13 protein-coding genes are annotated in these 15,397 nt (G+C 51.5%); 1 reads left to right on the forward strand and 12 read right to left on the reverse strand.

Translation table 11 applies throughout. The features are described 5' to 3' along the window. Positions 1 to 35: 35 nt before the first annotated feature. The 6 genes from BDD43_RS11155 to BDD43_RS30020 all read right to left on the reverse strand — a co-directional run bounded on the left by BDD43_RS11155 (position 36) and on the right by BDD43_RS30020 (position 6,614). Complete coding sequence (locus BDD43_RS11155) at positions 36 to 1,121, reverse strand: serine hydrolase domain-containing protein (protein ID WP_162847044.1); 1,086 nt, start codon at positions 1,119 to 1,121, stop codon at positions 36 to 38. Between the two features lie 61 nt (positions 1,122 to 1,182). Next, positions 1,183 to 1,992, reverse strand: a complete 810-nt coding sequence (locus BDD43_RS11160) for a DUF4249 domain-containing protein (protein WP_121197744.1) — start codon at positions 1,990 to 1,992, stop codon at positions 1,183 to 1,185. Between the two features lie 3 nt (positions 1,993 to 1,995). Beyond that, positions 1,996 to 4,560 (reverse strand): TonB-dependent receptor, encoded by a 2,565-nt coding sequence (locus BDD43_RS11165; RefSeq protein ID WP_246001545.1) that lies wholly within the window; start codon positions 4,558 to 4,560, stop codon positions 1,996 to 1,998. A gap of 55 nt (positions 4,561 to 4,615) precedes the next feature. Further along, positions 4,616 to 5,605, reverse strand: a complete 990-nt coding sequence (locus BDD43_RS11170; RefSeq protein WP_147425617.1) for a FecR family protein — start codon at positions 5,603 to 5,605, stop codon at positions 4,616 to 4,618. Between the two features lie 141 nt (positions 5,606 to 5,746). Continuing rightward, positions 5,747 to 6,331 (reverse strand): RNA polymerase sigma-70 factor, encoded by a 585-nt coding sequence (locus BDD43_RS11175; protein WP_121197746.1) that lies wholly within the window; start codon positions 6,329 to 6,331, stop codon positions 5,747 to 5,749. Between the two features lie 106 nt (positions 6,332 to 6,437). Then, entirely contained in the window at positions 6,438 to 6,614 is a 177-nt protein-coding gene (locus tag BDD43_RS30020) for a hypothetical protein (RefSeq protein ID WP_162847045.1), read from the reverse strand. Between the two features lie 466 nt (positions 6,615 to 7,080). On the opposite strand from BDD43_RS30020, the gene BDD43_RS11180 reads away from it, so the two are divergent. Further along, on the forward strand, positions 7,081 to 7,902 hold the full coding sequence (locus BDD43_RS11180; RefSeq protein WP_121197747.1) for a class I SAM-dependent methyltransferase: 822 nt from the start codon (positions 7,081 to 7,083) through the stop codon (positions 7,900 to 7,902). A 404-nt stretch (positions 7,903 to 8,306) separates the two neighbouring features. On the opposite strand, the gene BDD43_RS11185 is transcribed toward BDD43_RS11180, so the two are convergent. The 6 genes from BDD43_RS11185 to BDD43_RS11210 form a co-directional block, all read right to left on the reverse strand. Further along, the gene (locus BDD43_RS11185) at positions 8,307 to 10,178 is read right to left on the reverse strand and encodes a M3 family metallopeptidase (RefSeq protein ID WP_162847046.1); all 1,872 of its coding nucleotides are present in this window, start codon (positions 10,176 to 10,178) and stop codon (positions 8,307 to 8,309) included. A 65-nt stretch (positions 10,179 to 10,243) separates the two neighbouring features. Next, positions 10,244 to 11,026 (reverse strand): helix-turn-helix domain-containing protein, encoded by a 783-nt coding sequence (locus BDD43_RS30025; protein ID WP_162847047.1) that lies wholly within the window; start codon positions 11,024 to 11,026, stop codon positions 10,244 to 10,246. Positions 11,027 to 11,082: 56 nt separating this feature from the next. Then, the gene (locus BDD43_RS11195; protein WP_121197749.1) at positions 11,083 to 12,237 is read right to left on the reverse strand and encodes a serine hydrolase domain-containing protein; all 1,155 of its coding nucleotides are present in this window, start codon (positions 12,235 to 12,237) and stop codon (positions 11,083 to 11,085) included. Between the two features lie 30 nt (positions 12,238 to 12,267). After that, positions 12,268 to 13,581, reverse strand: coding sequence for a gliding motility protein GldB-related protein (locus BDD43_RS11200; protein ID WP_121197750.1), 1,314 nt, complete (start codon positions 13,579 to 13,581; stop codon positions 12,268 to 12,270). Between the two features lie 47 nt (positions 13,582 to 13,628). Next, complete coding sequence (locus BDD43_RS11205) at positions 13,629 to 14,357, reverse strand: LytR/AlgR family response regulator transcription factor (RefSeq protein ID WP_121197751.1); 729 nt, start codon at positions 14,355 to 14,357, stop codon at positions 13,629 to 13,631. Beyond that, positions 14,354 to 15,391 (reverse strand): sensor histidine kinase, encoded by a 1,038-nt coding sequence (locus BDD43_RS11210; protein WP_121197752.1) that lies wholly within the window; start codon positions 15,389 to 15,391, stop codon positions 14,354 to 14,356. Before BDD43_RS11210 ends, BDD43_RS11205 begins: the two co-directional genes overlap by 4 nt. Between the last annotated feature and the right edge of the window lie 6 nt (positions 15,392 to 15,397).

Here is a 15,397-nt window from a genome sequence, read left to right on the forward strand (position 1 = left end):
GGCGTGCGAGGTAAAGTATTTGAATGTCGTTTTTATTATTGTCCGTTGATTACAAGGGCTTCGATCTTTTTGTTCAGTTCATGCCCGTGGTTGCTGTTGGTCATGGCGACGAAGCCGGTCCCGGTCTTGCGGTCGATCATGAAATTGGACTGGAAATCTTCGTTGGTACCACCATGAGCGTATACATTCCCGAAGGCGGTGGGTTTGATGGCGAATCCCATGGCCCAGTCTGTCCAGCCGAAGTACTGGGTGATGATGTGACCGGCCGGTAGTTTGATCCTTCGGCTGAGCATCCGGTCCGTATTGGCCCCGGTTAAGGGTTGATTGCTGAGCACAGCCGAGAGGAAACGGGCATAATCGCTGCAGGTGGCCAGTAAACTGGAAGCGGCGTTGACGACTTTGGGTTTCCAGATCTCCCGGGGTGTTTTGCCGTCCTCGTAACCGGTTGCCAGGCGGTTGTCCAGGCCATCCTGCCAAACCAGGTAGCTGGACCGCATCCCCAATGGCAAAAGCAGGTCTTGTCTGATCCTCGCTCCTAAAGTGATGGCATTGGTATGGGTGATTTTGGCCACGACTTTCGCCAGGTAATCATAACCTTCGCCGGAATAAGAGAACTGGCTGCCCGGCTCAAACTTGATGTCGAGTTCCTGGCCGCGGTTATCGGCACGCCAGTTGGGCAGGCCGCTGGTATGGCTCAGCACCATCCGGGCGGTGATCTTTTGGTACCGCGGGTCATAATCCAGGTCAGGAAGCGGTAAATACTGATATAAAGGCTTATCCAGACTGATCATCCCTTTCTGGGCGAGCCAGTTCACGTAGTAAGCGAATAAAGGTTTGGTCATGGATGCTGCCTCGAACAAAGTCGCTTCAGTGACGGGCCGTTTCTGCTCCAGGTTCGCATAGCCGAAATCATGCCGGTAAACCACCTGTTTGTGGTTCAGGATGCAAACAGCAGCACCCGGTATCTTCAGCGAATCCATCTGCTTTTGGATATAGTTGCTTAGTGCAGCGGTATCCAGGGAACGACCAGACAGGCTGATGACCTGGGCAGGTAATTTCGCGGCAAGCAACGTGAGAAAGGTTAAAAGTAAGAGGCTTGTTTTTTTGAGCGGATGAAGCATAGCGATCAGATTTATAAGGAAGACGTTTGTTGGCGTTGAATTGTTACAATGATCCTGGTGATTAAGGGGCCAGGATGGTTTTACGCTGGATAGTATGCGAGCTGAAATAGCCCAGCGCGCCATCGGAAAGGTTGGTATCCGGGTTGGAAGGGGCGGCATTATTGCCGTCGCCGCCCGCGCTGTTTTTCAGGCTGTACCAGTACTGGTAGACTATGGGGTCCAGGCAAAGCATTTCCACGGTCAGATGGTCGCCGCTTTTGATGTTGCGGGCAGGATCGTCGTTGTCATTACTGAAACTCAGGCGGTTGTTGACGGTATTGCCGTTGGTGAATTCATCATCGGCGATAAACACGGTCTTTTCTTTTTTGGTGTTGACGTATTGCAGAAAACGGTAGTAGTTTTTGGTGGCGGCGGGGTCCCGGTAGCTGGCGAACGCGTACAGGAGCGGGCTGCCGTCTTTGTTATTGCCTTCTCCTTTTTTGACGTAAAGGCTGTCAAAGGCTACCGGTTGCGGCATGGTACTGCTGGCGGTAAAGGTCTTGCCGTCCACCTTTACGGTCAACTGATAGGTGTTGCCGGGGACGCCGGTAAAGCTGGGGTGCTGGTAAATCCCGGCGGTTGTTGGCGAAAGCGTTTGGGAGGTCCCGTTGCCGCTGATGGTGACGGTAGCGCCGCTGATACCGGCAAAGGTATTGTCGCCGGTGAAGGCTTTGGTTTGCGAGATGGATACACGGCAGCCGCCGGCTTCGTTGGTCAGTACCGCCTCGATCACGTATTTGGGCGTATTATCGGGTAATTTCAGATCGATGGCCTTTTCGCAAGAGCTGAAAAATAAGATGGCCAGCAAGGTGATATAAATGATGTTTCTCATGGCTTAGAATTTAAAGTTGTAAGAGATAGCGGGGACAAAAGTGAACAGGGTCGTGCGCACGGCTTCGGTCCGGCTGGGATCGGTCTTATTGTCGCGGAAATAGATGCGGTAGGCATTCGGGTTGCCGTAGGCGTTATACAGGCTGAAGCTCAGCTCGGAAGAGAACTTGTTGGTTTTCTTCAGCTGTTTGGTGGCACCCAGGTCCAGCCGGTGGTAAGCAGGCATGCGCGAGGCATTGCGGCTGGTGTAATTGTAGTACGTGCTGCCGTCCACCTGGTATTTACCGGCAGGGAAAGTCACCGCATCGCCGGTATAGTATACAAAGTTGGCCGATAATACCCATCGGTCGCTTAGCTTATAGATGCCGACCAGGGAAAGATTATGCGTGCGGTCCTGGCGGGCATTGTACCAGTCGTCCTGGTTGATGCCATCGATCTGCCGCTGTGTTTTGGACAGGGTATAGCTCAGCCAGCCGGTCAGGCGGCCGGTCTTCTTTTTGAGCAGCAGCTCCAGGCCATAAGCGCGGCCTTTACCGTAGAGCAATTGGGTTTCGATGGGCTGGTTGGTAAAGATATTGGCCCCGTTGCGGTAGTCGATCTGGTTCTGCAGTTTTTTGTAATAGGTTTCCAGGGTCAGCTCATAGTGGTGTTCACTGAGGTCGCGGTAATAGCCCAGCGAAACCTGGTCGGCCAGTTCGGGCCGGATGATGCTGGTGCTGGCCACCCATTTATCGACCGGCGAGCCGGAGCTGGAATTGGAGATGAGGTGCAGGTTCTGCGCGTTGCGGGAATAGGCCGCCTTCAGCGCACTTTGCTCATCCAGTTGAAAGGCTGCGCCTAATCTGGGTTCCGCATTGAAATAGGTTGTTTTGATTTGTTCCTTAATAATGGAAAATGCCGAGAGCCGCAGGCCGTAACTAAAAGTGAAACGGTCGGTCAGCTTCCAGTTATCGCCGGCGTACACTGCCTGGTCCAGGCTGAAGCGGTTGGGAAGTTCCTGCGAACTGATCCCGGCATTGCCGCTGGCGGTGATCTGCCCGGGCTTGATGCTGTGGTAAACGCTGTTAAAACCAAAATTGACGGTGTGCGCGTCGCCGGGGAACCATTGCAGGTCCTCTTTCAGGTTCCAGTCGCGGATGCGGGAATAGATGGTGTAATCGTTCACATCCTGGCGCAGGCTGATGGTATAATCGTAATTGCTGTAGATCAGTGAGGTATTGGAAAAGAGCTGGTTATTGAATACATGGTTCCAGCGCAGGGTGCCGGTAGTATTGCCCCAGTTGATGCCGTTCACCTTATCCGCTGCCAGCACATCCTTGCCAAAGTAACCCGAGAGGTAGATGCGGTCCTTGCTGCCCAGCACATAATTGGCTTTGGCGTTCAGGTCGTAAAAGTAGAGCTGACTGCGGTTGATGTCGGTGTCCCTGGATAATTTGAGGAACACGTCAGCATAGGTCCGACGCGCAGAGATCAGGAAGGAGGATTTGTCCTTTTGTATCGGCCCTTCGACATTCAGCCGGGCGGCGATCAGGCCCACTCCCCCGCTGACATGGGTGCCCTGGTTATTGCCGTCGTTCATCTGTACATCCATGACGGAGGACAGGCGCCCGCCATAGCGCGCGGGCATGTCGCCTTTGTAGATGCTCACGTTTTTGATGGCGTCGGAATTAAAGGTGGAAAAGAAGCCGAGCAGGTGCGAAGCATTATACACGGTGGCTTCATCCAGCAGCAGCAGGTTCTGGTCCACTGCGCCGCCGCGTACATAAAAGCCGCCGCTGCCTTCGCCTGCGGACTGGATGCCGGGCAACAGTTGCAGGGTCTTGACCACATCGCGCTCGCCGAGCAGTACCGGGATGTCCTTGATCTCTTTGATGCTGAGTTTTTCCACGCCCATCTGCGTGCCGCGCAGGTCACGTCCTCCCCGCGAAGGCGCGGAGATGGTTACGGTCTGGAGTTCCTGGGTGTTATCCTCCAGAGCGATATCCAGCTTTTGATCGGCGGTCAGGTCCAGGGTGATCGTTTTGGTTTTTTGCCCCACGGCGCTGACGCTTAGCTCCTGGCTGCCTTTGGGCAGCGTGAGCGAATAAAAGCCGTAAGCATTGGTCGCAGTGCCATTGGCGCCGCTCCGGATGGTGGCTCCGATGAGGGTTTCGCCATTGGCTTTATTGGTGATGGTACCGCTGAGCGTGTATTTACTTTGTGACGTGGCCGCCCGCTGTATGGTTTTCCCTGCGTCGTATTTGATCAGCACTTCCTGATCAAGTACGGTAAAACTAAATGGGTAAGGCGCGAGCGCATTGCCCAACAACTGCCTTAGCGGTTGATCTTGGGCATGGATGCTGATCTTTACTGCGCTTTTGGCAACCGTTTCGTTGTAGGTGAACTTGATGCCGCTGACGGCTGTTATCTTATCCAAAGCCTGCTTAAGCGGCTCGTTGCTGATGGTTATTGTAACGGGTTTGTCTAATGGGCCCGGGCTTTGCGCTTTGCTTTTTGCATTGATCAAAAGTAATAGCAATAGGCAGACGGCCGATAGTCTGGATATCCGCCCCTGTTTGTTGATTTTCATAAATGTTGTCAATAGTTGATATGATTTTTCTTTAGGTGATATTTAAATAAAAAGCTTAATTATTAAAGGGCAAAGGCTGCAGCTCATAGCCTTGATTAAGCTTGCGCCAGTGCAGATCCATTACGGCGCAAAGTTTATTGAGCGCGTTAGCTAAGGGCTCGTTGGTATTGATACGCCCGTAAAACTCTTTTTGAGCAATGCCAGTGGCCAGATTTAAGTGGACGCCATACTGAAGGGAAAGGTCGTCTGCAACGCTTTGCAGGGATGCGCCATCATAGCTAAATAAGCCGGTACGCTGTGACAGGAATTTTGAAGCATTGGGGTATTCCCGCGTCACTAAGGACCTGCTTGCTTTATCATAAACAGTTTGTTGGTTGGGTACCATAATGGCTTGCCTGCTCTGAGGCAGGCCATGCTCGAGTACAGCCACTTTTCCGCTGATCACAGTGACTTCAGCTATAGGCTGGCGGGGGTAGGCTTTGACGTTAAAGCTGGTGCCCAGCACCACCGTTTTAAGTACGCCCGATTGGATGACGAAGGGATGATCTTTATCATGCACAACGTCAAAAAATGCTTCACCTTCCAGTTTTACCAGCCGCTCCCGGGTCCTGAACTTATCGGGATAGCTTATCTTGCTGCCCGGACCAAGCCAGATCCGCGTACCATCCGGCAAAAGGATCTGCTGATGCTTGCCGAAGGTGGTTGACATTGCTATTTGTTTGGTTGGATCAATAATTTCCAGTGCCTGGTTTCTGTAAAGGGTTGCGAAAGTAACCAACAATACCACGGCTGCGGCAGCAGCTATGTTTCGCCATAGTGCGATTACCTGCGCGGGTTTTCGTGCTGTCGTGATTTGCGCGTTTATCCGCCCCAAAATACTTTCCCGCAGCTGTTCGGGAGTTTGGTATCTGGAGGCTGACAATAAAACTTCCTCATCGCTGAAACCGGCATACCAGGTGTCGAGCCAGATCTTTTCGTCGGCGGTGATCGTCCCCTGAATTAATTTATGGGCAAGCTCTTTTGCGTTATACTGATTATTTTCCATGGCAACTGATCTTTCAACCTTTTGCACATATAGTCAGCGGCAAAAGCCTATACCCTTAGTGCGAATGAAAAATATTTTACTGGTCTTGTGAAAACACTGACGAAACAATTGGTCTTATACTGGAAACAGTGAAAAGCGCGTTTAACGAAGAAGTAAAATGAGTACCGGCAGGGAAACGCCAAGCGATTGCCTGAGTGAACTCAAAGCTTTAGACATATGGGCCTCAACCGTTTTTTGAGCTATACCCAGCTCCGCTGCTATTTCAGCGTAAGTTTTATTTTCGTCGCGGCTTAACAGGAATACAATGCGGCATTTCTCGGGCAATTGCTTAATGGCGTGGTCAAGCCTTTGGCGCAGTTCTTTTTCCTCCAGCCATTGCATGATAGTATCCCCGGTATCGGCCGGGGTAGCGGCAAGCTCGTCCAGATGCTGCTGTTTTCTGTACGCGCGATCAAGGTGGTTGATCACTCTATATTTAACGGCGACCGAAAGGTACGTTGCCAGGCTATGTGTTAATTTAAGGCTTGCCCTGCGCTGCCAGATGCTTAAAAACACCTCCTGAACCACTTCTTCAGCTTCCTGTTCATCATCTAAACGGTGCCAGGCTACCGCGAAGGTTTTATCCCAATAACGGTTATAAAGCTCTGTGAAGGCTTCCCGGTTGTCGCCGGCCATGAGCTGCAGTAAATGTTCGTCCGTGCTATTGGGTAGACTGAGAGTGGGCATGGTCACATTTTTCTGATTGCAGGGTTGAGTTTAACAGGAGTTGCAAAGTTAGTAGTTTCGTTTTAGGAAATGTTCCGGGATTAGACGAAAGCACCGGTTTCTTAGACTAACGCGGGCGGGAAAGCAGTTTCCTGGCCACTGTCACTGCCGAAATATGCGCATTGATGGCAACCGCAATAAAGGTTTTGGATGCCGTATCATAAACCAGCAGCGCGCGATAGGTCTGGGTGCCGCCGCTATGGCCAATCCAGAGATCATCGGTATGGTTGATCTTTAAACACATCATAGAAGCAGGATAAAAAAAATATCAAAGTGTAGTGATTTGGGATCTGGATCCATATCAATAGCCTATAAAAATATATGCGTCCTTTAAAAAAGAAAAAGCTTTTATGGTCACTGGCCTCAGTGCTTTCATTTGGTTTTAGTCCTGGTAATTGTACCTATGCTCCTTAGCTGTCGTGATGTTGCAGATATGGCCCCCTGTTATGGGTGTCGAGTGTTGTCGCGGGAAACATTGTACTTGTCATAGGAGTTTTGTTGGCAAATGAAGCGACAAACTGCGTTAGAAAAAAGAAGGATATCTGGTTTAGCTGATTTTTGTTGAATCTTCAAAAAATCTTTACTTTTGTCGCATTAGAATCGTTTAAAAATATACACCCCGGAGGGAATGGCGGTTAGCCTTTTTCCTCCTGACCAGCTCAACCAGGGCTGGCCTAATTCACTATGTGTATATTTTACCTACTATTATCATGCTTATCGATTCATCGATCAACGATTTCTATAACCAATGTGCCGAAGATACCAGGCTAAAAACAGGGCTTGGTCCCTTAGAATACTTACGCAACAAACAATTAATTGAACGCTACCTCCCCGCAGCACCTGCAGTAATTGCCGATATTGGCGGTGGTACCGGACACTATGCCGCATGGCTCGCAGGCATGGGCCACCAGGTCGTATTGGTAGATCCTGTAGGCAAGCATATCCAACTGGCAGAGAAACGGTCGCGGAAATCCAAACGGGCGTTCAAGTGCATTGAAGGGGAAGCCCGCTGTCTTCCAATAGCTTCAAATTCCATAGACCTGGTGATCCTGCACGGACCATTATACCATTTGCAGGAACCTGCCCAAAGAATAGCGGCGATAAAAGAAGCCCGCAGAATATTGAAGACAGGGGGAACGGTAATCGGCTTTGCCATTACTTATGCTGCATCAACTTTAGCAGCACTCCAGAATGGTATGCTCCATCATCCTGATATTTATCAGATGTGCAGGCAGGAACTGCAAAACGGGGAACATGAACCGCCTCCTGCATTTCCCGGAATGCTGGCCCAGGCATTTTTTCATCGCCCGGATCAACTTTCCCAGGAGTTTGAAGAAGCTGGTTTAATAAAAGTCGGTATGCATGCGGTGGAAGGTCTGGCCTGGCTGGACGCGAAGTTTTTTGAGAGCTGGGCAAGCCCTGAAAAGCAGCGACAACTGCTTGAACTGGTAGCTGCAACTGAATCTGATCCAGAGCTACTCTGTCTCAGTCCGCATATCATGCTGGCAGCTGAAGTTGATTATAATAGCTAGTGCGTAAATGAAAAGGTGTAGCTTTTGTTACGCCTTTTCATTTAAAAGAATTTCCCCTTTAAAAACAAATGTCGCATAGGGCGGGAGTTTCGACAAAGTTCGCAGTAAATATTGACAGACTGTGATACGGAACAGGTCTTTAACCGTTCCGTCCAGGTTGTCCTTTAAATTCCGGTCGATGGCTGTCGTAACATCATAAGCACCGGGTACGGGAAAAATGGCCAGTGCGGGCTGGGGATGTTTTCTGGGCGATGGACCCTTATCCTAGGCGTCCGTTTTTCTGCAGGCACTGAACAGCAATGTAGTAATCAGTAAAGTGGTGAATGTTATATTTTTCATAGTTTTCCTTGAACAAAAATTTCAAAAATAAAGGTTTTAAATGTTGCAACCATTCCACCCGATCCTTAATCTCTCGCATGGTTAAGTTCTTTATATAACAAAGCAAGTTCTTTGGTGCGTTTTTCCATCAGCTCCATCGCACTCCTGAGCAGGACCTGGTTATCCAGTCCGAAACCCATAAACTTCCGGATCAGGTCGTCCGCGGGCGCATCAAAACCGTTTTTAAGCAAAGCCGCGTAACGGCGCCCGAAGTCAGCAGGATCACGGTGCGCCTGTTCATAAAGGCGGCAGGTCAATAGCATCGCGTACAGGTAGTTGACGTTATACAAGGGGTCGTCAAATACCAGACGTTTATTGATCCACTCGCTCCGGCGTTCCGGCTCCGCCGCAAAAAACAGGTCATAGCGCTCCATAATGCCCGCGTACAAACTATCCACGTCCCTGCGGTCATGTATGCGCCCGGCAACCACACCGTCATAGATGCCCTGCTCGAAACTGCCTTCTTCGGCAGCGGTGAATATTTCCAGGGAAAGCTTATCCAGGAAAGCTTTGGTATAAAATGCTTTGGCGCTGGCGGTGGTGGCCTGCTGCTGCAATTCATCCAGTACCAATAGCTCGTTGAGCATGGCATAGGCTTCAAAAAGGAAACCAGGCCCTGCGGCATAGGAAGGAACTATACCGGCCTCACTCATCAGTCGCATGTGAATGGCATGGCCGCCCTCGTGGGAAAGCCTTAAAACTTCCCCAAGGCTGCCGCTGTAACTTTTCATATACAAAGTCACCGGGACGCCGGGGTAGCCCACTGACGTATTTTCATTGACCCTGTCCGGTCCGGCGGCGATATCCTGCGCCCTGTTGGCCGGGTCCAGCAGCCAGGCAAATAAATGCTGGTAAGGTTTGCCCAAAGGCCGGAACGCCCGGAGCGTTAAGGCTTTCACCTGCCCGAAGGGCAGCTGTTGAAAGCTGTATCCGGACGGCAGGCTCATATCCCAGCTGTGTACGGTATCCAGGCCCGTAATCAATTTAACCTGGGCAGCCTGCACCCGCTGGTAGTTCTTCAGCACTGCCGAAAGGCCCGTCATTTGCCGGAACATGGCCCGAACGCTGTCTTCCGGCAGTTGCAGGCGGCGGGCATAGGTGGCCTCCGGGGCGCTTTTAAAGCCCTTTAACTGCGCCAGTGCATTTTTTGCAGCGGTGATATCGATAAGGGTACCCGCCAATAGCTCCGCATGGGCGCTATAGGCATTATAATAAGTTTTCATGCCGCGGGCACGAACCGCCGCATCCGGGTACTGTAACACCTTATTACGGTTAGTGACAGGATTCAGTTTTTGCCCATCGGGCAGTAACAGGTCGGGTGCCCTGGTATCGTCCATCAGGTTATCATACCTGTCCGTCAGCCTTTGGATCAGCGGATCGCTGAGCCTGGCAGCGATAGCCGCAGGGACAGGATTCAGCTCGTGTTCCGCATCCGAACGTTTTTTTTCCAGTAAATAATGATAGCGGTAGGCTTTATCCCCGGCCTGCGTCGAAAAGACCTGCCTGCGTAATTGCCCTGCCGTATACCGGTCCAGGCTGTCTATTAACTGATCCACTTGATCTTTGGCGCTCCTTGCCGCTGTATCCCGTTTGTCCCGGTAGCCCAGCAACTGAAAATAAGCGTAGTGCCTGTTCAGGGAAACCAGCAGCTTTTCGTAAAGCGCCAGTTGATCGTCCAGCATAGCAGGCGTCCAGGGTTCTTTTTTCGTGAAAACAGCGGTGCTATCCATTAAGCGCTTCCGCTGTTCCAGCTCTTTGGCCGGGCTGCTGAAATAACGTTCCGGACTTGCCCGGAAGGCGGTTGAATGCCCGTCAAAAGGGTCAAATGATTGTGCCGCAGCGGGCGCAGCATTCACGCAAAGCACCAAAGCCAGCCAATAAAAACGTGTCCGTAACATCTGCTGTAAATTAGCCCGCAAGGTAAAGTGATGGGCTGACTTAAAATAGAATAGGATTAGCCTGCTTAAATTTTCCGGAATTGTTTCGGCAGATAACCGGTTAACGCTTTGAAAGTGCGGGTGAAATGGGCATGGTCGGCGAAGCCGCATTGATAAGCGATGTCGGTCAGCGACAGCTTTCCATCGCCGAGCAGCGGTAGGGCCCGCTCGATTTTCAGCTTACGCATGTATTCACCTAAAGTAGTAGAGAAATAGACCGGGAAGTAGCGGGAGATCGTGACGGGGTGTACACCTACCTTTTGGGACAGTTCCCCGAGATCATGGCATGCAGACCATTCATCCTGCAATAACGCCTTCAGTTGCATTACCCATGCTGGCGTATAGCCTTCTCTTTTCCCTTCCGGGTGTAGCAAAGCCATCAGCAGCAACTGTGCCGAAGCCTGCGTATAAACTACCGGGTCTTCCAGCGCATGGTAAAGCTGAAGGAGCAGAAATTTGGCATCAGGTTTTGTGCTTAGGAGGTTATCCAGCCGGTCTTCCGCATACGCTGCTACCAAACCGGGCCGGAACGATAGATTGATCTTAAATGTTCCCGGCTGGTAGCGATCACAGCGATGTACCTCACCTGCGGGGATAAATTTCAGGTCACCAGGTTGCCGCTTATAATATTTACCGTAAAGATACTCATCGTGCCCGCCTCTGACCAGCAAACTGATACTGGCCTGTTCGTGGCTATGCCATTCTTCCAGCTCCTTATCTCCGGAATAAAGGGTAGGCATCACGCCGCAGCCATCGACCGTCTTCACCGACCGCACCCGGCCAAGGAATGTATTACTGCTTTGTTTCATAAGCTAAATGTAGGGGTTTAAAAGTGCTCATTCCTTACCGGTACGCTTTCTAGCTATCATTGTAAAGCGGTTACCAACAGTTTCCTGGCCACTGCCTCTGCCGAAATATGCGCATTGATGGCTACCGCGATAAATGTTTTGGATGCCGTATCATAAACCAGCAGCGCGCGGTAGGTCTGGGTGCCGCCGCTGTGGCCGATCCAGAGATCATCGGTATGGGTGATCTCGTTGAAGTCGGTCAGCATGACGCCCCGGCCGTACCAGGTGCCCGCGTCCGGCATGGCATACAAATCTTTCAGCCGCTCGTGCACCTGCGCTACCGGGCCTAATTTGCCGGTCATCAGGCTGTAAAGCACAACTACCATATCGCGGGCATTGCTCACGATATTGCCTGCGCCCAAAGGCACCGAATAATCTTCTTTGATGACTTGTCCGTTCTGGTGCGCCAGGGCCAGACCGGCGATCTTTTCCTGCGGTTTCAGGGCGCGTAAGGACGTCAGGTGCAGCGGCAGGGCGATCCGGTCCCGTATAATTTCATCAAAGGGTTTCCCTTCGGTCTTTTCGGCGATAAGCGCCAGCAGCAGGTAATTGGTGTTGCTGTAGGACCAGTTTTTGCCCGGCGGGAAATGATTTTTTTGCGCACGGGCGAGGCCAATCAGTTCATCGGGGGAATAATAGCGGTCGATCGCAAATACTTTTGGATCGTTATTGAAGCTGTATATACCGCTGGTATGGTTCAGCAGTTCAGCGATGGTGATCTTGCCGGCATCCTGCAAAGCGGGGAACCAGCCGGAGAGTTTGCTGTCGTGGTTCAGTTTTTTCTCCTGGATGAGTTGTTCGATCACGGTTGCGGTGAGCAGTTTCCCCACGCTGGCCCAGTAAAATACCGAATTGTTGTTGACTTGCTTTTGCTCAGGCAGGGACAGATAGCCGGTATCTGTCCGCCATAAGCCTTTACCGGGGACAATCATCGCCGCGCTCAGGCCGGGCATACCTGTGATAAGGAACAGGTCTTTAACCGTGTGATTCAAACTGTCCTTCAGTGCGCCGCTTATCGCAGCGGTGTCGTAAGCGCCGGGTACGGGAAAAACGGACAGTGCGGGCTGGGGATGTTTTCTGGGCGATGGACCCTTGTCCTGGGCGTCCGTTTTTCTACAGGCGCTGAACAGCAATGTTGTCATCAGTAAAGTGGTTAATGTTATATTTTTCATGGGTTTTTTGTAAAAAAAGTACAGCGCTGCCTATCGGGCAGCTGTTTTAAAATCAATGAGGTAAGGGCGCATGGACAGGCCCGCTTTATTTCTGAATCCTTCTCCCAGAAGCAACTGGTAATGCCGGTCCGGTTTCAATTCCACTTCAAAGGATAGTGACCGGCCATCTTCGGCGTAACCCAATATTTTTTTAACGCGCATCAGGTTATCTTCACCCAATGGCCCCAGGTCAAAGTTCCGGGATTTTTCATCCATCGCCTCCGAAAAGGTAACGGTTAACTTTGTGGTGGAAGGCGCAACCTGGCTGCTGCCGTTACTGAACGGGCCGATGGCAACAACGGCCGGCCTGCTTGTTTCAAAACGTTTTTTAATAGATTGCATACTTTCATCAAAATAACCCGATTGTTCCACAAAACGGCTGAGCGCGGCTTCGTCATTATAATCCAGGCGGATCATTTCGCGGATGGCCTGTTTTTTATCAGCTGCCTTTTCGTAATACTTTTCACAGATCGCATAGCCGACATAATAACCCAGATCGCGGACGTGAAATTCATTCTCCTGGTTACTGTAAAGCCAAAACCCGGTAAAGGGGTTGAACAATTGCGCAGCAAATGCCTGTCGTATCCTGACATCGTTCCGTTTACCGTAAGCCACCGCCGGCGTGGGCGAAGCCTGGCCGCTGACTTGAACCGCCAGAAATTCGGCGACGCCCTCCAAAACGCTTTGTCCTAAAAGCGTGTTCGCAACCGTCGTTTTTTGCTGGGTGTGCACATACTCATGGATATTATTAAAGGCCATTGATTTCATCGGCTCGCTGTCAAAGTAAGTACGCAGGTGGCTTAGGGACCTGGGGAATTCGGTCGTGACGGTCTGCTTGTCTCCCAAAGCGACCTCTGCGCCGATCAGCACCAGGCTGTCCAGGGTGGTGCCGCCGGTGCGGAGTGCGCCGATGGTAAAGTAGATCTTTGCCGGTTTCAATTCCGGGTAAAGCTTTTTGAACCGGGCGATCCCCTGATCGATGACTTTGGCGAAGCCATCCGCCTTAAGTGTGTTGGGCCGGACAGAACGCCAGAACATAGGGTAGTTATTGATCGCATCGATATAGGATTTGGCGGTATATTCCCGGACCTGCATAAGGGCCTTTAAGCCGGGCGTGGCTTTTTTAAGGAATAAACTATCCATGTAAGCGTATTGCCTTGCGCTGTCCTTTGTTACCGTGATATGGTCATAAGCATTCCAGAAATTCGTGATATCGCTGGTGAACAATCGGATCTCCTGTTTTTGGGCGATGGCTGCGCGAGCGGTTAAAATATGCAGGAAAACGATCAGGGTAATTTTTTTCATGTTGAATAGAAGACGTTGTTGAGCGATAATTGTGACACACCTGTTTATCACGCCGGTTTTTCTGATGGGATCATTTTTTGCCGGACAAAGATTTCAAAAAAGGCGTCACGGAAGGCGTTCCCGATCGGCACTTCGTTCTCCCCGATATAGATGGCGTTATTGTCAAAGGTCTTGACAAAGGAGGTATTGACAATATAGGATTTGCTGACGCGCAGGAAGCGCTCCTGCGGCAGTTTCTGGTGGATCTGTTTGAGGTTCATCGCGGTGATGACCTTTTGATCGTTGAGGTAGAGGATCACGTAGTCCTTCAGCCCTTCGATAAACTGCAGTTCATCGAGCGCGATCCGGATGAACTGCCGCTCGGAGCGGACGAGCAAATGGTCCGGCACGAATTCGATGGCCGCATCGGGGGATTCCCGGAACAGCCGCTCATAGGCCAGGGCCTTCAGTACTGCTTTATCAAAGCGCTCCGGGTGGATGGGTTTGACCAGGTAACCAATGGCATCAACCTCATAACTGTCCAGGGCGTATTCCGCAAAGGCGGTAATAAAGATGACCATCGTTTGTTTGCCCAGTGACCGCGCGAACTCCAGCCCGTTAATGCCCGGCATACGGATATCCAGGAAGATGAGGCCCACCGGATTCAGCAGCAGGTACGCAGCGGCAGCGGTGGCATTATTGAAGCAGCCGGCGAGTTCCAGCTCCGGGTATTTTTTCAGGTGCAGCTGCACGCCTTTACGGGCCAGCGGCTCATCATCCACAATCAGGCATTTCATAGCTTTAAGCTCAGTTTAACGGTATAATTATCCGGGTTATTGTGGATGCGCAGGCTGTGCCTGCCGGGAAACAGCAGTTCCAGGCGGCGCCGGACGTTGGGCAGGCCCAAACCACCGGGCTCAGGTGCTGACCATACGCCTTTGGGGTTGGTGCAGGTGAAGAGCAGCTCGGTGCCTGTTAAGACAAAGTCCAGCCAGACATAAGCGCCTGCCTCCGATTGAATATTGTGTTTGACGGCATTTTCCACAAAGGGGATGAACAGCAGCGGCGGCAGCATTTGCAGCCGGTCCGTGCCGGTTTCTTCGATACTGAACTCAAAGAAGTCCCGCCGGATCTTTTCCAGCGAAAGAAAATCGCGCAGGAAACGGATATCTGCGCTGAGTAAAACCTGCTCCCGGCTGCTGTCATAGAGCTGGTAGCGCAGCAGGTCGGATAACTTGATGAGCATCTGGCTGGCTTTTTCCGGTTCGGTATGGATCAGCACTTCGCTGCCGTTGAGCATATTGAATAAAAAATGCGGGCTGACATTGCTTTTCAGCAGGTCCAGTTCGGTATGGATGCGGATGTTCTCCAGCTGCGTCAGGCGGTAACTGTCCGTTACCCAGCGCTGGAAAAGTTTCATCCCAGCGGTGGCCGCGCAAAGCACGCAGAGCAATACCACATAGGCCAGGAAATCGGCGGCATCATCCGCCGGTTTGGCCATCTTGCCCGGCAGCAACAGTGAGGGCAGCCAGGCACGGACCTTTACAAAGATTAGGAAGGACAATACGATACCGCCGCCAACACTTAGAAAATAAAGGCCATACTTTCTCTTAAACAAGAAGCGCGGGATCAGTACATACAGGTGGAGCGCGGTCAGGCCCAGGATGAGCAGCAGGCCGGAGATCTTCAGGTAGATGAAGATATCGTCGGCGTACCGGTGCTCCTCGTTCCCGCCTTTGAGCAGGATGAGCAGGATCAGCACGAAGCCGGCCCTTCTGTACCAGCGGTAAGGGCGGTCCACCAGGAAGCGCAGGATGGGTTCCTTGTTCATGATACT

It is taken from the genome of Mucilaginibacter gracilis (assembly GCF_003633615.1).
Lineage (GTDB): Bacteria > Bacteroidota > Bacteroidia > Sphingobacteriales > Sphingobacteriaceae > Mucilaginibacter > Mucilaginibacter gracilis.